The sequence below is a fragment of the Vibrio sp. 10N.247.311.49 genome (assembly GCF_041467655.1).
In the GTDB taxonomy this organism is placed as follows: domain Bacteria; phylum Pseudomonadota; class Gammaproteobacteria; order Enterobacterales; family Vibrionaceae; genus Vibrio; species Vibrio crassostreae_C.
Genome location: NZ_JBFSVA010000008.1, coordinates 26,291 through 45,752, shown reverse-complemented (window position 1 = coordinate 45,752; position 19,462 = coordinate 26,291). Strand labels below are relative to the sequence as shown.

Here is a 19,462-nt window from a genome sequence, read left to right as displayed (position 1 = left end):
ATGCGATTTTTAAACAAGCCATTTTTATCCGTACTCCTAACATTGTTGTTGGGAGCTTTCTCGTCCTTCTCAGTATTGGCTGCAAACGCCGTGGCGAGCGTTTCACATAACAGTGTCACCAAAGATGAAGTGTTCCTTCTTAGAGTTGCAACCGATGAAAAGGTCTCCTCTGATGCTCTAGATCTAACAGCGCTCCAGCAGGATTTCTATGTTGGCACACCAAACTTTGGGTCTTCGATGCGAATCGTCAATGGCAGCCGTTCGGTATCAAGTGAATGGAACATTAGCCTTGCTCCACTGCGTTTGGGTAAGTTGCAAATCCCGAGTTTTGATATTGAAGGGGCAAAAACCAAGCCTATCACCATCAATGTTGCAATTAACAAAGCCGCTCCAACTCAACATGATATGGCAGAGTTCCAGCTTAATCTCAGCAAGAACTCGCTGTACCCAGAAGAAGTGGCTGAGCTTGATGTAAAACTCATCATCAAAGCTGACCCAAGAAGGCTGCAAGATCCTAAAATAGCGCCACCGAGCTCGCCGGGCTTAGATGTGGAACCTATTGGTGAATCGAAGCAATTTCAAGATGTTCTCAATGGACAAGAGGTGACGGTAGTTCAACAGTCTTTCCGTATCTCTTCACAAAAGGCCGGACAGTTTAAGCTGAATGGACCGAAGCTGAATGGAGCCGTTGTTTACTCAACCAACAACTCCAGTACAACGCGTCTGTTCCAGCTCGACACGCCCGTTGAAATCTTAGATGTAACTGTGAAGGACGTACCAAAAGGCTACCAAGGTGAGTGGTTACCAACATCAAACTTCAAACTGATTCAACAATGGTCAGATAGCCAAGGCAATCAACTGGGAAATAGTAATGGTTTAGAAGGCGACAACCAAACCATTGAAATGGAAGCGGGTGATTCGTTAACTCGTACCATCACGATGACGGCTAGCAACTTAACGCAACACCAGCTGCCAAAACTGAATATCACCTACCCTATTTCGGTACGTGTTTATGAAGAGAAGCCGCAATTTGGCACAACTCAGTCAGGTGATTCTGTCGTTGTTTACAAGCAAGTCTTGATTCCGAAAGAGGCAGGAAACATCTCGCTTCCTGATGTGTCTCAAGCTTGGTTTAACACCGATTTGCAATCAGAACAAACCAGCAAAGCGCAGGGGCTAGAGTTAGCGGTAAAAGCAAGTGATCGCGCAGCGTCAAGCACTCCACCAGTTACTGCTACGCCCGCCCAACAAGTAAGCCCGACGGTTGTTACTGTGGATAGCCCAGGGATCTGGCCTTATCTCACCGCCCTATTTGCAGCTTTGTGGCTAATCAGCTCAGCATTGGCATTCTACTTCTGGTCACGCCGCGGTGTAACGACAAAACCAACACACACTGTTGAACGTCAATCAGATACCGCAGAAGCGCTTATTGAAGCTCTAAGAACGAAAGATGGCGTGATGACCAGAACCTTATTTGAGCAATGGAAATCCGAAAATACAGATCTAAGTGATGAGACGTTACAAACCGTTGAAGCCGAACTCACCAAGCTAAACCAAAGCCTTTATGGTGAAGCCGGTTCACCAGCCCAAACATGGAGCCCTGAGCTGGCAATCAAAACGGTGAAGAAGCCCAAGAGAGTTGCGAGTAAAAAGCATAATAGTTCGCTAGAAAATCTTTAGTCGACGCTGTTCATCAAGAACAGTAAAACACAAAGGCCGTTGATCATCTTGAGATCAACGGCCTTTATTTTAAGAAAGAGAGGCTGTGACTTTTTTACGTTTTAAGGCAGAAACAATTCGATTTCGCCCCGAGTCTTTGGCTTGATACAAGGCTTTATCTGCCTTGCCATACAACAAATCAAAATCGAACTGATGCTGGTCAGACGTTATCGAGGCATAGCCAACGGATGCCGTTAAATATGGGCTGGTACTACTTTCACAATGCAGGATTTTTGCCTCTTCAATGCATTTTCTAATCGACTCTGCACGTTGCTTTGTCTCTGAGTGATTCGTGCCAATCATCAACAACATAAACTCCTCTCCGCCAATCCGGCAGAAGGTTTCTTTATCATTGTGAACATGGGCATTCAGTATCTCACCTACCGTCCTCAGAGCCGCATCCCCTTCAGTATGACCATAGACACTGTTGTACAAACCAAAGTGGTCGAGGTCGACAAGAATCAAGCCAAATGTAATTTCATTCTGTAAGGCAAAGGCACCTTGATCGTCACCGTTCAAGTCTTCTAGAACCTGCGACAACATACGGCGGTTTCCAAGGCGCGTAAGAGGATCTAGCTTAGAAATGATATCCAATTGCTCATTCGCCAACTCTAGCTCTTGGGTACGCTTACTGACTTCTTGCTCCAATGTTTCATTGAGCTTTTTCAGTTCTTCTTGAGCCATGGTTCTTTGCAGCACCTCAGCAAGGCTCGAAGCAAAGATACGTATTACCTCACGAAGCTGTGAGGTTAAAGGACTGCGAGTTAATAGGTTATCAGCAGCGATAAACGCAATCGGCTCACCCGTATTGGTGGTGAGCATGGTCATTGCCGTCCAACCGACTCCCACAATATTGAAATCGTGATAGATAGGAACTGATTCTTCAAAGGCAACTTGATTAGGGCAAGCACGAGCTGCGGCTACAATGTCACGTTCCACCAGCTCAGAGCGATAATAGGACTCATCGACAATATCGCCTTTGATGTCAGTGCCCCAAGTACCTTGCATGTAACTGCACTTTTTGTCTGTTAGGAAAACAGCCAGTCGATCGATACCTAGATGTTGAATCGCAAAACTAACCGCGGACTTACAGACTTCACTGACGCTATCGCATCGAGACAGCTCAACCATACTCGAGTGCAACATACGTATGTTCTGCTCTTGGCGCTTGCGAATATAGATTTGAGAAAGCAAAGAGCCAAAAGACTCAAGCATCTGCTTTTGATAGTTAGTAATCGGTGAGCGATGAATGTAGTTATCCATGGCGATCCAGCCGACAGGTTTGTCGCCTTCACGCAAGATAAGCATGCCATTCCACCCCTGCCCGACCACCTTACCTTCTGTATACAGGGGCGCATTATCGATGATGACTAGATTAGTATGGTTATCAGACAGCGCTTCAATGTATTCCGCTTCAAGTTGGTGCAAATCGTATTGAGTGTGGTGTTCACTGTTGGTTTTACCCGCTTCGTCAGTGCCATAAGTGCCGCTGAAACAACGCTTTTTCATATCAAGCAACATGAAGATCGCACGATCAAACCCTAACCTGTCTCGCACAGCCTCAACCGATGCTTTATACAAAGCATCGAGTGACTCAGGGTTAGAAAGCTCAAGCGCGACCTGATGAACCAGCTTCATGTTCTCTACAAACAGCTCACGTAACTTTATCTCATCTAAGTATTGAGCTTCACGTGTGTCTCTGTGTTTGATTTCTAGCGCCGCGTTCTTTTCGGCACGAATACATTGCCAACGGGCAGCCGCGAGCTGTAACACATCAAGATCTTGGTCAAAGGTTTGATTAACCTTCTCAGCATTGCAATTTTGAACAATTAAATAAGTTCTGGAGGCAGGTGCGTTGTCGAGCATCATGATAAACGACTCCCCACCAAGCACTTTCATGTGTTCCCACTTGCAGGTGTTGATAGCCATTGGCAAAACCCCGTCTGCGGTATCAAACTGTGAGACCCACGGCCAAAATGTAGAGGGGTAGCTCGCCAATGAGGTTAGGTCGCCATAAGAAAAAAGCGGTAATGCGTCGCTCTCCGGCGTCGGTTCAGCAAATATTCCTATCCCTTTTGGAGTAAGTACCTTAACCAGATAGTCAAAAAGAGACTCAGCCAACAGACGATGGTCGCGTGTCGCAGATATTTGTTTTGCAAAGGCTTTAACAGGCACAGCTTCCTTCCATTGGCGATTAAGAATAAAGCAAAAATACAGAAGGCTTGATATGCAATCAATGTAAGTAAAAATGAGATGTTAAGCGGGTCGCAGTTTCACCTTTAACATTATCACAAGCATGAGAAGGACGACAAAAATGGGATTCTCTGCCCAAAATCACATCGACATTGGGGATTTTTTAGACACATAAAAAAGCCCCACCTATAGTGGGGCAAAACTTCCATCGCTTATAGTTATAGTGATAATTCTGTTGTTCTATTCGATTATCTAACCTGCGTTTCAGTTAGTGTGTAAAGGTATCTAATCGCTTAAATACCACACGTAAATCGTCGATTAACCGAAGTCACCGTTTACGTAACCTTTAGTACGATCATCTTTTGGTTCACTGAAGATAACGCTGGTTTCGTTATGCTCTACAAGCTCTCCCATTAGGAAGAAAGCCGTGCGGTCTGAGATACGACGCGCTTGCTGCATTGAGTGCGTTACGATAACGATAGTGAAGTCTTTCTTCAGATCTTCCATCAATTCTTCAATCTTGTGTGTCGCGATTGGGTCTAGAGCCGATGTTGGTTCATCCATCAGGATTACATCTGGTTCCATTGCAATGGTACGTGCGATACATAGACGCTGTTGTTGACCACCAGACAGACCAAATGCATGCGCTTTAAGACGGTCTTTTACTTCATCCCACAGTGCAGCACTGCGTAGCGAGCGCTCAACCACTTCATCGATGTGTTTTTTGTCTTTGATACCTTGAGCACGTAGGCCGTATGCCACGTTCTCGTAGATGCTCATTGGGAACGGGTTTGGCTTTTGGAATACCATGCCTACGCGGATACGTAGGTCAGCGACATCGATATTACCGTAGATGTCAGTGCCATCCATATCCAGCTTACCCTTAATCGTAACGCCTTCAATTAGGTCATTCATGCGGTTCAAACAACGCAATAGTGTTGATTTACCACAGCCAGACGGGCCAATCAGAGCAGTAACCTGGCGAGTTGGAATTGGCAGGTTGATAGATTTAAGCGCTTGGTTGTCGCCGTAAAACAGATCTAGGTTCTCAATATCAAATTTATTCATGTTCGTAATCTCTAAATTCTTAAATTCGTGTCTAACTTGATGCTTTCTTTATCACGGGGGCTCGCTTTATTTATGAGCCAGCTAATGAGCTTAGTAAGTTGCCGTGTTGAAGCGTCTCGCAATCAGTTTTGTAACCATGTTGATCAAGAGAACCAGTACGATTAGGACTGTCGCCGTGCCGTAGGCTTGGTTCCATTCATCGATAGTAAATAGCTCTGTTGTCAGCTTATATAGGTGAACCGTTAGTGTACGGCCAGAATCGAATACCGACTCAGGAACACGTGCCACCATACCTGCTGTTAAAAATACAGGTGCTGATTCGCCAATTACACGACCAATACTAAGAATGACCGAAGTTAAGATACCTGGCATTGCGCTTGGTAAGATCAAACGCCAGATAGTGTAGATTTTTGAAGCGCCAAGGCCGTATGAGCCTTCGCGGTAAGTTTGTGGCACTGCCATCAATGCTTCTTCTGTAGTACGAATGATTACAGGAAGAATCAGGATACTTAGCGTTAGTGCACCCGACAGAATCGAGAAGCCAAGACCAAGAATCGAAACAAAGAAGGTCATACCGAACAGACCAAAGATGATCGATGGGATACCAGCTAACGACTCAGTACAGAATCGAATCACTTTCACCAATCGGCTACCTACTTTCGCATATTCAGTTAAGTATATCGCCGTCATGATGCCCAGTGGCGCGGCTACCGCAATCGATGCGATTACCATGTAGATCGTGGCAATGATCATTGGGAAAATACCACGTTCTTCACCAGTACGAGTGTAATCGTCAGTGATGAAGTTCCAATCTACGTATTGCAGACCGTTCGATAGGATGTACCAAATAATCCAGAATAAGAAACCAACGGTTACAGCTGCAGCTGCCCAGATAAAACCTTTTAGGATGTTATCTTTGATTTGACGTGCTTGTTTTAGTTTTACGCGATCCATATTACTTATCCTCGCCTACTTCGCTTTTTCACGGTTAAGATAAAGTAGAGCACCATTTAACATCATGATGAACACTAGAAGTACAACACCTGTTGCGTACAGTGCGTTAGCGTGAACGCCACTTGCGTAAGACATTTCAATTGCAATGTTTGCTGTTAGCGTACGAGCAGAGTCCAAAATGCCTTCTGGCATTGCTGGCGCGTTACCCATAACCATGATGATTGCCATCGTTTCGCCAAGTGCGCGGCCGATACCCAAAATCACACCAGTCATAATGCCTGAACGTGCAGCAGGAACGAGTAGCTTAAAAATCGTGTAGATTTTCGAAGCACCCAGTGCAAGTGAACCTTCTTTGTATGTACGAGGTACCGCACGAATCGAAGTTTCAGAAACCGTGATAACGGTAGGAAGAATCATGATACCCAGAACAATGATACCCGCCAGGATAGTGTTACCCGCTGGTACTTGGAAAACGTTTTGAATCATTGGAACGATAATTACTAGACCGAAGAAGCCGTAAACTACCGACGGGATACCCGCTAGAAGCTCAACTGCTGGTCGAATAATATCTGCAAGACGCTTTGGAGCAATCTCAGCAATAAAAATAGCGGTTAATACACCAACTGGCACACCAACAACTACAGCTCCAAGTGTCGAAACAATCGATGCAACAATCATGGTTGCAACACCGAATAGAGCTGGAGGTAACCAGTCAACACCCAGAACGATGCCAGAAACACCGGCCTCTTGGAATGCAGGGATACTCTCTGCAACGATAAAGTAAGCGATAACGGCTAGTGATACGATGCCGATTACAGCACTCGATAAGAACAAGCCGTGGAAGATTCTTTCTCTCCAGTCGATGCGCTTCTTAGCACGTAGACTTGGCTTGTTGATTTGAGTCGCTTCAGTATTCATAAGCTTTTCACTATTTGCGATGGTCATATATAAAATCTCAAACTTTGTGGCTCAATAAGAGCTCGAAATAAACAAAGTTGAAAGAAAAGGCTCAGCCTAAAGCAGGCTGAGCAATAATTAAGATTGAGTCAGTTAAGATTAGTTAACTGTGATGTAGCCTTTCTTACCAGCGATAGCTTGAGCTTCATCTGCAACCATCCAATCTAGGAATTGTTGAGTTTCAGCTGTTGGAGCGCCTGCTTTGTAAAGAACTAGGAATGGACGAGCAACTTTGTAAGAACCGTTCTTAACGTTGTCTACAGTCGCAGCAGCGCCGTCGATAGTTAGAGCTTGAACAGATTCGTCAACTGTACCTAGAGAGATAAAGCCGATAGCGTATGGGTTGCTTGCTACAGAAACTTTAAGTGCGCCGTTACCGTTTGCAACTTGTGCACGTTGAGAGATAGCCGATACTTTCTTATCGCCAATCTTCTTCTTAAGCTTCATGATGTCTTCGAATGCACCACGTGTACCTGATGCAGTATCACGAGTGATTGCTACGATTGGTTTATCAGCGCCGCCAACATCTTTCCAGTTAGTGATGTCGCCTTTGTAGATTGAAGTGATTTGCTCAGCAGTAAGAGCAGATACTTCGTTGTTCGGGTTAACAACAACTGCGATACCGTCACGAGCGATAACTAGCTCTTTCAGGTCAGCTGTTTTCTCTTCTTCTTTTAGGTCACGAGAAGAGATACCAAGGTCAGCACTTCCATTTTTTGCTGCTTTGATGCCTGCAGAAGAACCTGGTGCTTGAATTTCGATGAACACTGGTTCGCCTTTATTCATGTAGGTTTCTGCAAAAACTTCAACCAGTGGAGAAGCACTGTTAGAGCCAACTACAGAGATAGTTTCTTTAGCTGAAGCTGTATTCACTGTTAGAGCGCCTAGTAGTGCGATTGCACCGATAACTGTCTTTTTCATCACAAATTTCCTTTAGTGGCGTTATTGCCGTAATGTTTTGCTTGAACGAGGCCTACTTTAGAATCCGAATGTGACAGTTGTGTTTCACTTAATTGAAGCCTATATGACAACTACAAATTAATGGCTAATTTCTCTCCTACTCGATGAATTGATAGTCGCGTCCCCATCAGATGCAGTTAGTGAATGCAGGTCTCACCATCGTTTGAGCACCAAAAAGCTAGATTTCCTTCCCTATTTATATCGAATACTAACCAATATATTTCTCTATTTATCAATCAATTAGCCCTAAAACGATGGATAAAAAGATCCACCTTTATCGCCATTTAGAACAATAAACAACCATCTATATCAAATACCTATCGCATATAACGAAATCAAAGCCTTTACTGATTGAATTGTCAGTCTCATTAGTTAGAATCGCCAACTAATTCTAATAATAATAATTCTCATCTTTTTATTTTATTCAAAGAAGGACATTACATGCGCCAACTTCTCAGTGGCTTATCAATCAAAATACAAATTCTTATACCCGTACTATTTTCCGTTGTCTTACTTTTAGCCGGTGTCATTATCGGTGGTGAAAAACTAGAAAGTGCATTCAAAGATGTGTCAGTAGCAACCGACCAGTTAATCTTACATAAAGAAGAACTTAGCGAAATCGTCGACAACAGCTATGGCATGCGCATCAAAGCGATTTACAGTCTATTCAATGCTGATGACGTAAAAACATTGGTTGAAACACTAAACCAAAAACGCGATCAGAATACTCGCCTACTGAATTCATTAGACACAGTGCCAGGCATGCAAGATGAAGTGGCCGCGATGAACAAAGCGATGAATCACTATGTCGATTTTTCTCGTACCACCATGCTTCCGCTATTAAGAGCGAAACACGGCGATGCATCACTATCTTCAGATTTTGAAAACCGCTACCAGATCGCAATCGACCAATACCGACATGCGGGTAATGAAATGGTGCAAGCGATCAATACTCTGTCTAAAAAGCTGAACTTGCTTGCCACTCAAGAGGTTGACATCAACGGCCAGCAACACGCTAGCACGCTGACTACTGCGACCATTGCACTGTTGGTGATCCTGTCTGTAGCTCTAATTATCAGTTGGACGCTGGCTGGTATCATTGTTAAGCCGATCAGCAACATTCAAGAAACGATGCGGGAAGTAGCAAAAGGTAACTTGTTAGTTAAAGCAGAAGAGTATGGCGACAACGAAATCTCACGCCTAGCGCAAGACGTAAACCAGTCTGTTGAACAGCTGCGTGACACGGTAAGCTCGCTGTCTCGAATCAGTATCGAAGTGGCTTCTGCGTCGACAGAGCTAGCGGCTGTAATGACACAGTCCAGCGTTAACTCAGACCAAGAGAAGCAAGAGGTGGAGCAAGTTGCTTCTGCTGTGAACCAATTGGAAAGCACAGCAGCACACGTTAATGAGAACGCAGTACAAGCCGACTCAGCGTCTAAGCAAGCTGACGAAATGGCGACACACAGCATGAGCTTGTTTAATGAAAGCAACAAAGCTAACGAACAGATGGCGATTCAGCTAAGCGAAGCCGCAAATGTTGTGGGCACGCTAAAAGAGCACTCTGAACAGATTGGTAAAGTGATTGAGGTAATTCAAAGTATCTCTGAACAAACTAACCTGCTGGCGCTTAACGCAGCAATCGAAGCCGCTCGTGCAGGTGAAAGCGGTCGTGGTTTCGCAGTGGTTGCTGATGAAGTTCGAATGCTAGCGGCACGTACACAAGATTCAACCAAAGAGATCCAAACCATCATAGAAGGTTTGCAGGTTCAATCCGGTAACGCGAATGAAAGCATGAGCAGCTCATTATCTATGCTGGAACACAACCAAACTCTTGCAGGTGAAGTAAGCGCGGCGCTTTCAGGCATTGCTAACTCGGTAACGGACATGACTGAGATTAACACTCAGGTTGCCTCTGCCGCCGAAGAGCAAAGCCAAGTAACCTCAGACATCAACCGTAACATCTCAAACATCTACAGCCTAGTAAGCCAAAACGTTACCGGCATTACTCAAGCCGCTGCAGCAAGCCACGAGCTTTCTAACCTAGCAGAACAACAGAAGCAGCAGTTGGATTACTTTAAGGTATAGGCTTCAAGGTACGAAGTTCAAGGCAAACAGATTCAGGCTGTATGCTCTTTAGAACTCGCCGATAAACAAAAAGCCAGCCATCATGGCTGGTTTTTCGCTTTTAGACACTACTGACGAGATTCAGCCGCTCGAATTCTTTCAATCGCTTCTACCCTTCTAAGCTGTTCTGGTAGGAAATGTTCAGTCCTAAGTTGCGCAATCTTCTCTTGTTGTTCGGTTTTTGATAGGAATGAATCTTTCAAGACATCATTTCGTTCTGCGAAGTAGACCTCTAACGAGTCTTCAAAGGCCGCTCTTTGTTTATCAAGTGCTTCAAGTCTCTGGGTTGCTTCTTCACCGACAAGTTCGCTTCTCTTTAAGTATTTACCCTGTTCATCGAGACCTTCAGAGCTAGAGAGCTGTTGGAGTAACACCTGATTCTGGTGACTCGACTGAACATAATCAGGTTGCTCAGATAGATAGGATTCGAGTCTTTGTTGGTATTCTTCATCCTCTAATCCCTCCTGTTTCAGAAGTAACTTTTCTAAGGCGATTTCTCTCATTCTGTTGTCGTGCGTAAACAGAATACTTATCTCGCTCTCACTGAAAAACTGAGCTTGGAGGTCAAGGAGCGCTTGATTGAGTGCACGTAGATCATCAGCGGAAATGGATGTGGTACCGAACTGCACGTCCAACGATGTCAGTGCCGACTTATACTCAAGATATTTGGCAAACAGTGCTTCATCAACCACGGTTGTTGATGATTGTTCGTGGTGTTTCGCCACGTTGTCTCGAATACCTTCAAGGGTTAATTCTGTATTACCTGACACGAAATATTCCATCATGTCTTTTGCTGATGCGTTATCGATGTCGGTATCTTGCTGAGAGGTGACTTTCAATGAGGAGACGCGTTGTTCGTCGTCAGTATGTGTATCTTGATTATTTAGATATAAAAAGACCGCCGCTGTGCTCATCAGGGCTATCGTGGTTATCGACAAAATGGCGGTCTTTTTCATCATACTTCCCTTGTTTTCTTATTAAACGGCTTTGCAGACTACAAGCCAGCCAACTTCAATCGATTGGCATGCTGACGATATAGTGTTACAGGATCTGTCTCAAACAAGTGGTGAATTCCCAATAACCCATTAATCTCATCTAGGTGGTTCATTTTGTAATCATCACCAATCACTTTGCCCAAATGCGCGCTGCATGCTCCTACTAAGCCATCATTAGGTTCGTTGAAGGCTAAGCCTAGGATTGTCATCGCTCCGTCGGTAGGATCAAGAAGGTTGGTAAAAGTGGAAGACCCTGTCCATGAATAGTAATAAACGCCGTTACTTGCTTGCCACTCACCATCGCCACACTCAGACGTCGGAACGCCCTCAGGGTAAAACTGGTTGAAGGCTAGCGAGCCTTCTGTGGTCAATGCTTCAAGAGAAGCGAGGCCGTCTTGGTCGAGATCCGTTCCACCAGATAAAAGGTTAATCAGTGTCGTTAATCCACCTGCTAATTTAACCGCGATACCTTCTGTGACAGAGCCTTCAGATACGTTCCCTCGAACGAGATCAGCGACCTTAGAACCTTTATGCACACCGCCAATACTGGTCACTGAAGCAACAAGATCAGGTCGAACTGACGCAACATAACGAGCCGTAGGCCCACCGTGGCTATGACCAACCAGATTCACCTTACTTGCTCCTGTTGCAGCTAACAGCGTTTCAACTTGGCTGAGTAACTGTTCACCACGGACCTCTGAACTGTTGGTTGCAGAGACCTGAGCGACATATACGTTCGCGCCATCTTTGGTTAGGGATTCAGGTACGCCATAGAAATAGTCAACGCCCGCTAATGTATCGAAACCAAACAGACCATGTACCAACATAATGGGGTATTTCGTTTCAGTGTATCCGCTGGCTTCTAATGCTGATGCGCTCGTTCCGGCATATACGCCAAAACTGGATAGGCAGGCTATCGTCCAAATTAATATCTTTTTCAATGCTCTTTCCTTAAACAGATTAGACCTCTGATGAGTAAAAGAACCGTAGATGATGATTTTATAAAACAGAAAGTAACGACTTCATATTTGTGATGGCGAACTTGAATTAAACAGGTGCGATGAACATCAGGCAAACAGAATCAGGAGAACAAAACATAAGCAATTGATTAAATTAACATTTAACTAAGGTTGATGAGATTGTTCTTTCAATATCCCGACTCAAATATCAATTCAACATTCTCAATAAACCAAAATTATTCGACAAATAACCGTTTGGAAACAGGTATTTTTCAACCAAAAACTCGTTGATAACTTGAGGCTTATTCCATTAACGACACACCATAACCCTGAATATATTGACGCTAATTATTGATTTTAGATATAGGTCGTACCAGTTATTTACTTATCCACTTATCAAGAAACAAGCAACAAGCAACAAGCAACAGCGTTTCTGTTTGGCTCATCTAAATATAAAAGAGAATACAGTGATGAAAAATACGGCTCTAATACTCACGTTAGCCCTGCCTTTTGCCGCTTATGCCGCTGAAGACTCAATACCAACACCTGAATCGATTACATCTGCACAAGTACTCAGTGCACAAGGCTCAGAGACCTATTCATATGTTAGATGTTGGTATCGAACCGATGCCTCTCATGATTCCCCAGCCACCGACTGGAAGTGGGCAAAGAAAGAGAGTGGTGATTACTACACGATCAACGGATATTGGTGGTCTTCTGTTTCTTTCAAAAACATGTTCTACAGTGATGCGCCTCAATCTGAAATCAAACAGCGTTGCGAACAGACGCTCGACATCCAACATGACGCCGCTGACATCACCTACTTTGCCGCAGATAATCGCTTCTCTTACAACCACTCCATCTGGACCAACGATAACGCGTTCCAGGCCAATAGCATCAATCGTATTGTCATCTTTGGTGATAGCCTGTCCGACACTGGTAATATATTTAATGGCTCACAATGGTTTTTTCCGAACGCAGATTCGTGGTTTTTAGGGCACTTTCGAATGGTTTAGTCTGGACGGAGTATTTAGCAAAAGCGAAAGATGTCCCTCTGTATAACTGGGCTGTGGGTGGCGCCGCAGGTACCAACCAATACGTGGCATTGACTGGTGTTTATGATCAAGTCACCTCTTATCTGACCTACATGAAAGTCGCCAAAAACTATCGTCCGGAAAACTCACTGTTTACTTTAGAGTTTGGCCTCAATGACTTCATGAATTACAACCGAGAAGTCGCCGATGTAAAGGCTGACTTTAGCAGCGCGCTGATCCGCTTAACAGAATCTGGTGCGAACAATATCCTGCTGTTCACCTTACCCGATGCAACCAAAGCCCCTCAATTCAAATACTCTACCGAACAAGAGATAATAAAAGTTCGTGGCAAGATCTTAGAATTCAACCAGTTCATCAAAGCTCAAGCCGAGTATTACCAAGGTATAGGGAAAAACGTGGTGTTGTTCGATGCAAGTGCGTTGTTCGCCAGCATTACCGATAACCCAGAACAACATGGCTTTCGAAACGCGAGCGATGCTTGTCTTAATATCAATCGAAGCTCAGCCGCGGACTACTTGCGAAGCCACAGCTTAACCAATGACTGTGCCACCTATGGTTCAGACAGTTATGTATTTTGGGGCGTGACACACCCAACTACAGCTACTCATAAATACATTGCCGACCACATCTTGGCGTATTCGTTCTCGACGTTCAATTTCTAACTAAATATCGAAAAGTAATGGCTGAGCCAAGGTCGAGATACAAAAAAACCGCCTAATATTGGCGGTTTTTATTTATGTCAGTTTTACTAGCAAACGCTTTAAAACTGGCTGGTGATTACTCGTCGTCCACTTTTGGTGCGACTTTCTTCTTAGGGATAAACACGGTATCACCCACGGCCACATTTTGGTGGAAGCTCTTATCGCGCTTAACTGGTTTCTTCGGCGTTTTCTTCGCTTGAGTGTTGGTCTTCTTCTTAGCAGGACCGCCTTTAGCAAACGCAGGTTTACGAGGTTTAATACCTTTGAACTTACCTTTTAGGCCTTCAAGCACAGAGAAAGTAAGATCTTGTTGAAGGTAAAGCTCAACACGCTTGAAGCTGTCCCAGTCTTTTGGACCAACCAAAGAAATCGCATCGCCTTTGTTACCCGCACGGCCAGTACGACCTACACGGTGCACGTACTCTTCCGTATGCTTAGGCATATCAAAGTTGATAACGTGGCTCACGTTTGGAATATCAATACCACGTGAAGCAACATCGGTAGTTACCAAGATCTTGTAAACCGCACGCTCGAACTGGCTCATAATAGCATTACGTTGCGTTTGGTTTAGGTTACCACTCAGTGCTACCGCTTTAAGCTTCTTCTCGTTCAACTTATCTGTTAAACGGTCAGTATCAGCGCGTGTTGCTGTGAAGATCATTACCTGACGGTATTCAGCTTCTTCCAGTACACGGTCTAAAATCGCTTCTTTGTGATCTAGGTGATCACATAAGTAGAATTTCTGTGTGATATCTAAGTGTTGCTCGTTAGAAACACCAACAGAGATACGCTTAGGTGCGTCTAGCATTTCATTTGCAATGCCATTTACTTCAGCGTGATCTAACGTTGCAGAGAACATCAACGTTTGACGACGACGGTGTTTAGCTGCATTGGCAATGCGACGAAGTTCTGGAGCGAAACCCAGATCAAGCATACGGTCCGCTTCATCAAGGATTAGCGTTTCAACACCATCTAGGAACAATGAACGATGTTCTAGGTGGTCAGCAAGACGGCCTGGAGTCGCAACGATAAAACGAGGGTACTTACGCAGTGCTTTAACTTGGTCGTTAAAGTTCTCACCACCTAAGATAAGCGCCGCTTCATAAGACAGACCACCAAGCATGCTACGCAGTTCGCCGTAAACTTGCTTCGCTAGCTCACGAGTAGGAGCCAAAATTACACCACGAGGATCTTTAGCAGAAAACGCTTTTGTTTTTAATGCTTTATGTATCATTGGCAACACAAACGCCAATGTTTTTCCTGATCCCGTTTTTGATGAAGCCAATAGATCCTTACCAGCAATAGCAACAGGGATCGCTTTTGATTGGATCTCTGTCGCCTTCTTGAAGTCGTAATGTTTTAAGTTCTTCAGTAAGCGGTTATCTAAGCCTAAATCTTTAAAGTGCAAAGGACTCTCCAGTCATGATGGTATTGAATAAAATTAATTTAACGTGACATGATACCGCGAAAGTACTTTATAAGGATAGAGATCACAGTAAATTTATCCCTTTATCTATCTTTAGCTAGAACAACGTATGCATTGCTAGCAAAGGGATAGCTCTCCAAAAACACCTTCAAGTCGTCTCTAAATCCTTCATCTCATAAATGAGACACAACGTGATACTTAGCTAATTAACTCAAAAATTTAGCAATTTCTTTAGTTATTGTTTTTGCAGTTAAAAAATTAGTCGCTACAATCATTAATGAAGCGACTATATGATAAAGAATGTATAGCGCATCTTTTGATGATAAATAAGCAAGGAGTTCTTATGAATAAGACGTTAATCGCAGCTGCAGCATCAGTTTTCATTTTAGCCGGTTGTTCTTCAGAGCCAGAAGAAGCTGCAGTGTCAGAAATGGATCAACTAACTAACCAAGTCGCTCAACTAACAAGCGAAGTTGAAGCACTTAAGAGTGACAAAGCAGCCGCAGAAATGAAGGCTCAAGAAGCAGAAGCAGCCGCAATGGCAGCGAAAGAAGAAGCGGACCGTGCTAACGACCGTATCGACAACATCGCTGAGTCTTACACTAAGTAGTTTGAGATCTAATCGCGATTAAGCTGTAGATTAAATAAGTCGCAAAAAGCAGTATATAGACAGCACCACTTCTTATCGGATGTGGTGCTTTTTTTGGGTGACACTAATGCGAGTAAACAAGATAAAACCGCCCCTTGTTGCAGAAGAGGCAATCGAATTAAAACTCAATCACAGGTGGTGCTATCTCTACAGGTACGCCGTTTTGAGCAAAGATAACCGCTTTCGCCTTTGAATTTGGCAGTTCTGCGTCTTCAAGCCACCATTTTAGTTCCACAGGGATCTGTAATGATTTCTTTGAACCATCACTTCGAGTTAATGGCTCGTGCGCTTCTACAAACACACTTCTATCAGGCTCTAATGACACCTTAATCGGCTCATTGATAATGGTGACCTGTTCACCACGGTTCACTTGCTCAAACAGCCACTCAATGTCTTTAGGTTCCATTCGGATACAACCAGAGCTAACTCGTAAACCTATCCCGAAATCTTTGTTTGTACCATGGATCAAATAGTCGCCAGCGCCATAAGCAAGCCTCAAAGCGTACTCTCCCAATGGATTTTCCGGCCCGGCAGGAACCACTCTCGGTAATTCAATGCCCTTTTCAAGATACTCGTTGCGGATTGAATTTGGTGGCGTCCATGTTGGATTCGGTCTTTTTTGGCTTATCTTGGTGATCATCTCGGGAGTATCACGCCCCACTCGACCGATGCCGACAGGGAAAACATGCACCTGATTTTTCTCAGGCTCAAAGTAATACAACCTTAACTCAGCAAGATTGATGACAATCCCCTTTCTTGGGGTGTCAGGCAAAATCAAGCGGCTTGGAATGCTTAACACATAGCCTTCCGCGGGAAGAAAAGGATCCACCCCTTTGTTGGCTGCCATTAAAGAGAGAAAACCAATATCGTATTGCTTGGCAATGATGGCCAAGGTTTCGCCCGCCGCCACTTCATGCTGCTGGATTCTGCCCACAATGCGGCTTTCCGTTGGTGGCAATTCAAAGGTTGCAGCAGACACCCACGATGAAGCTATCCCGCTGGCAAGCAAAGTAGTTCTTACAACAAGCGACACCGCCCTGTGAAGTCGTGTTTTCATTGACGGCAAAGGCGTCGAGTTAGCGCAATGCGACATACAAATCCTTGGTTTGTCTTTTATCAAAGTTTAGATTATCTCTGATCAAACGTCTCTACAACGTATTGTTGTCTCGAAACTGATAGACAACAAGTTTATGTGTGGGCCTTTTCCTCTCATTCGCTTGCAATTAACCCATACAAAATCGATTGCCTTTACGCTTTCAACAGATTTAGTTATCAATATTAATAAAACTATAATGGCAGACCTGTTTTGTGACTAAAGTCTCATGGATCCACGTTCTAACTCGCTAATATTGCCTCAACAAAACGAATTCAATTCAACAGAATCGGTAATTGATTAAATCCTGTTCCTATAATTACCGTTTAAACTTTGGAGAACGACCATGGCTACACCTCATATTAATGCTCAAGCTGGTGATTTCGCAGAAACAGTACTTATGCCGGGCGACCCGCTTCGCGCAAAATACATTGCAGAAACATTCCTTGATGACGTGAAGCAAGTTTGTGACGTTCGCAACATGTTTGGCTACACAGGCACTTACAAAGGTAAGAAAGTTTCTGTAATGGGCCACGGTATGGGTATCCCATCATGCTGCATCTACGTACACGAGCTAATCGCTGAGTTCGGCGTGAAAAACGTTATTCGTGTAGGTAGCTGTGGCGCGGTACGTGACGACGTTAAACTAATGGACGTTGTTATCGGCATGGGTGCATCTACTGACTCAAAAGTAAACCGCATTCGTTTCAACAACCACGACTTCGCTGCTATCGCTGATTTCGGTCTTCTAGAAGAAGCAGTAAACCAAGCTCGTGCACAAGAAGTTCCAGTTAAAGTTGGTAACGTATTCTCTGCAGACCTTTTCTACACTCCAGAAGCTGACCTTTTCGAAAAAATGGAAAAGCTAGGCATCCTAGGTGTTGATATGGAAGCGGCTGGTATCTACGGCGTTGCTGCAGACCTTGGTGCTAAAGCACTAACTATCCTAACAGTATCTGACCACATCATCCGTGGTGAAAAACTAAGTTCTGAAGAGCGTCAAAAGTCTTTCAACGACATGATGAAAGTTGCTCTAGAGACAGCAATCAACATCTAACGATTTGATAAAAGATACATTGAAAAGCGTTACCCCGCAGCCAGGCTCGCTTGGCTGCTCAAATAATCCCGAGGGGGAGATCGTGTCTAACGACAAGCTGCCAAAAGATGCGGATGGTTTGCAACTCAACTTTTGTAAAACATTGGCGTGTGACAACTTTGGCTTGAGCGATGCAAAACGGTATGTTTTGCAACACGCGAACCCTAAGCGTCCAGCGATGGTTTGTCGTGAATGTGGAGCTTTCCCCCCCTTACTTAACAATCGTGAAGTGTTAAGCGAACTTCATCGCTTAAGACAACTTCACAGCGACGGGCTCCCTGCTTGTCGTAATGATGATTGCGATAACTTCGGCTTATCGGTTCATACCCATAAACATCTTTATCATGCCTTCGGCTACAGTGGCGACAGGCAGCGTTATCGATGCAAAGACTGCCAAACAACCTTCGTTGATAAATGGTCTGGATCCAATAAAAAACTCCAATTTCAAGAGAACCTCATGGGCTTACTGTTCATGGGCTATTCCGTACGTGAAATCTGCCGAAAATTAGAGATCAACCCAAAGACTTTCTATGATCATGTTGACCATATCGCGAGCCGTTGTCGTCGTAAATTAGCGATGATCGATGCACGATGGGTTAACCATGCGAAAGATTACGAGTTCGCATCTCACTACCAGCGTCTGCAACCACAAAGTAACAACGGTGTGGTGTGGATAGCGACGGGCGAGGCGCATTCTGGCTATATACTTTGCCAACACGTTAACTACTCTCAAAATGAAGAACCATCAGGAAACGTCGACCATAACCCTTATGATGATGTGGCACGATTTGTATCCAAAGAGCACTCTTCAGAAGCAAATCTCGAACTGCCTCAGCCCTCTGACAAACTAAAAGAGCGCATTGAACAGCAGTACCAAGTGATTCTTGCGAGAGGTAACGTTGAGGACCCTATGGGTAACCTCACCACATTTAGTTACCCTTCAAAAGGCGCTCTCATTCGACCGCCTTATACCTCTTATGCTCACTTCTTACATGTGTTGGATATGTGTAACGAAGACAAGCATGTCGCCATCTATATGCCACAAGATCCATTACTAAGATCTGCCGCTTTAAGTGTATGTTTGCCGCGCATTCAGAGTCAAAATATTGACCTCATGTATGTCGAAGAAGATTCAGGCTGGCAAGACGACCAAAGTTTTGAAAAGATCGACATCGTTCACATGAGTTGGTGGCGAGATCGCTGGGCTATTGCCAATCAGGGTGATAACCAGAAAGGTATCTGCTACCTAACCGGTAACAATCCAGAACCAAAACAGTGGTTTAACACAGCCTCAATTCAACAAACTAAGTTCTATCAACAGCGCTTTCAGTTGTTATTTGATAGCTTTATTAATGAGCCCAGACGTAAGCTTCGTCCTGGGGGCATTCTTCCATTGCTCGACATATTTAGAGCTTGGCACAATCTGTGCTACCAAGATAAGCAAGGGCTCACGGCAGCACAACGCTTAGGCGTAGCGGAGCTGCCATTAACTCTAAAGCAACTACTTTCATAG

General features: G+C 44.3%; 14 protein-coding genes and 1 pseudogene. 6 read left to right on the top strand and 9 right to left on the bottom strand.

Annotation, left to right across the window (positions count from 1 at the left end):
* Nucleotides 1–1,680 (top strand): BatD family protein, encoded by a 1,680-nt coding sequence (locus AB6E54_RS10125; protein WP_102332717.1) that lies wholly within the window; start codon nucleotides 1–3, stop codon nucleotides 1,678–1,680.
* Between the two features lie 69 nt (nucleotides 1,681–1,749).
* Here the strand turns inward: AB6E54_RS10125 and AB6E54_RS10120 are convergent, their stop codons facing one another.
* From AB6E54_RS10120 to AB6E54_RS10100, 5 genes are all read right to left on the bottom strand, one after another.
* Nucleotides 1,750–3,894 carry a GGDEF domain-containing protein gene (locus AB6E54_RS10120; protein ID WP_017064257.1) on the bottom strand — a complete coding sequence of 715 codons (2,145 nt, stop codon included), beginning with the start codon at nucleotides 3,892–3,894 and terminating at the stop codon, nucleotides 1,750–1,752.
* 336 nt (nucleotides 3,895–4,230) lie between these two features.
* A complete protein-coding gene (pstB, locus tag AB6E54_RS10115; protein WP_004737715.1) occupies nucleotides 4,231–4,980 on the bottom strand; it encodes a phosphate ABC transporter ATP-binding protein PstB in 750 nt (249 codons plus the stop codon).
* A 90-nt stretch (nucleotides 4,981–5,070) separates the two neighbouring features.
* Complete coding sequence (pstA, locus tag AB6E54_RS10110) at nucleotides 5,071–5,934, bottom strand: phosphate ABC transporter permease PstA (RefSeq protein ID WP_048661034.1); 864 nt, start codon at nucleotides 5,932–5,934, stop codon at nucleotides 5,071–5,073.
* A gap of 15 nt (nucleotides 5,935–5,949) precedes the next feature.
* Nucleotides 5,950–6,879: a phosphate ABC transporter permease subunit PstC gene (gene pstC, locus AB6E54_RS10105; protein WP_017064255.1), complete on the bottom strand. Its 930-nt coding sequence runs from the start codon at nucleotides 6,877–6,879 to the stop codon at nucleotides 5,950–5,952.
* A gap of 111 nt (nucleotides 6,880–6,990) precedes the next feature.
* Nucleotides 6,991–7,812, bottom strand: a complete 822-nt coding sequence (locus AB6E54_RS10100; RefSeq protein WP_017064254.1) for a phosphate ABC transporter substrate-binding protein — start codon at nucleotides 7,810–7,812, stop codon at nucleotides 6,991–6,993.
* 480 nt (nucleotides 7,813–8,292) lie between these two features.
* On the opposite strand from AB6E54_RS10100, the gene AB6E54_RS10095 reads away from it, so the two are divergent.
* Nucleotides 8,293–9,936, top strand: a complete 1,644-nt coding sequence (locus AB6E54_RS10095; protein ID WP_017064253.1) for a methyl-accepting chemotaxis protein — start codon at nucleotides 8,293–8,295, stop codon at nucleotides 9,934–9,936.
* A 107-nt stretch (nucleotides 9,937–10,043) separates the two neighbouring features.
* Here the strand turns inward: AB6E54_RS10095 and AB6E54_RS10090 are convergent, their stop codons facing one another.
* A complete protein-coding gene (locus AB6E54_RS10090) occupies nucleotides 10,044–10,931 on the bottom strand; it encodes a lipase secretion chaperone (RefSeq protein WP_102332719.1) in 888 nt (295 codons plus the stop codon).
* A gap of 38 nt (nucleotides 10,932–10,969) precedes the next feature.
* On the bottom strand, nucleotides 10,970–11,911 hold the full coding sequence (locus AB6E54_RS10085) for a triacylglycerol lipase (protein ID WP_050547032.1): 942 nt from the start codon (nucleotides 11,909–11,911) through the stop codon (nucleotides 10,970–10,972).
* A 488-nt stretch (nucleotides 11,912–12,399) separates the two neighbouring features.
* On the opposite strand from AB6E54_RS10085, the pseudogene AB6E54_RS10080 reads away from it, so the two are divergent.
* Nucleotides 12,400–13,646: pseudogene (locus AB6E54_RS10080) on the top strand (SGNH/GDSL hydrolase family protein).
* Nucleotides 13,647–13,761: 115 nt separating this feature from the next.
* Here AB6E54_RS10080 and AB6E54_RS10075 read toward each other — a convergent pair.
* Nucleotides 13,762–15,093, bottom strand: a complete 1,332-nt coding sequence (locus tag AB6E54_RS10075; RefSeq protein WP_017061883.1) for a DEAD/DEAH box helicase — start codon at nucleotides 15,091–15,093, stop codon at nucleotides 13,762–13,764.
* Nucleotides 15,094–15,454: 361 nt separating this feature from the next.
* Here AB6E54_RS10075 and AB6E54_RS10070 point away from each other — a divergent pair, with 361 nt between their 5' ends.
* Entirely contained in the window at nucleotides 15,455–15,721 is a 267-nt protein-coding gene (locus tag AB6E54_RS10070; protein WP_017064250.1) for an Lpp/OprI family alanine-zipper lipoprotein, read from the top strand.
* 157 nt (nucleotides 15,722–15,878) lie between these two features.
* On the opposite strand, the gene AB6E54_RS10065 is transcribed toward AB6E54_RS10070, so the two are convergent.
* Complete coding sequence (locus tag AB6E54_RS10065; protein ID WP_029235850.1) at nucleotides 15,879–16,853, bottom strand: L,D-transpeptidase family protein; 975 nt, start codon at nucleotides 16,851–16,853, stop codon at nucleotides 15,879–15,881.
* Between the two features lie 346 nt (nucleotides 16,854–17,199).
* On the opposite strand from AB6E54_RS10065, the gene deoD reads away from it, so the two are divergent.
* Entirely contained in the window at nucleotides 17,200–17,910 is a 711-nt protein-coding gene (gene deoD, locus AB6E54_RS10060; protein WP_017061880.1) for a purine-nucleoside phosphorylase, read from the top strand.
* Between the two features lie 82 nt (nucleotides 17,911–17,992).
* Nucleotides 17,993–19,462 (top strand): lactate dehydrogenase, encoded by a 1,470-nt coding sequence (locus tag AB6E54_RS10055; protein WP_017064249.1) that lies wholly within the window; start codon nucleotides 17,993–17,995, stop codon nucleotides 19,460–19,462.

Coding starts and splice junctions, on each gene's coding strand:
- AB6E54_RS10065 (WP_029235850.1), bottom strand. CDS start 16,853: ATGTCGCATTGCGCTAACTCGACGCCTTTGCCGTCAATGAAAACACGA.
- AB6E54_RS10090 (WP_102332719.1), bottom strand. CDS start 10,931: ATGAAAAAGACCGCCATTTTGTCGATAACCACGATAGCCCTGATGAGC.
- pstC (WP_017064255.1), bottom strand. CDS start 6,879: ATGACCATCGCAAATAGTGAAAAGCTTATGAATACTGAAGCGACTCAA.
- deoD (WP_017061880.1), top strand. CDS start 17,200: ATGGCTACACCTCATATTAATGCTCAAGCTGGTGATTTCGCAGAAACA.
- AB6E54_RS10125 (WP_102332717.1), top strand. CDS start 1: ATGCGATTTTTAAACAAGCCATTTTTATCCGTACTCCTAACATTGTTG.
- AB6E54_RS10100 (WP_017064254.1), bottom strand. CDS start 7,812: ATGAAAAAGACAGTTATCGGTGCAATCGCACTACTAGGCGCTCTAACA.
- pstB (WP_004737715.1), bottom strand. CDS start 4,980: ATGAATAAATTTGATATTGAGAACCTAGATCTGTTTTACGGCGACAAC.
- AB6E54_RS10070 (WP_017064250.1), top strand. CDS start 15,455: ATGAATAAGACGTTAATCGCAGCTGCAGCATCAGTTTTCATTTTAGCC.
- pstA (WP_048661034.1), bottom strand. CDS start 5,934: ATGGATCGCGTAAAACTAAAACAAGCACGTCAAATCAAAGATAACATC.
- AB6E54_RS10095 (WP_017064253.1), top strand. CDS start 8,293: ATGCGCCAACTTCTCAGTGGCTTATCAATCAAAATACAAATTCTTATA.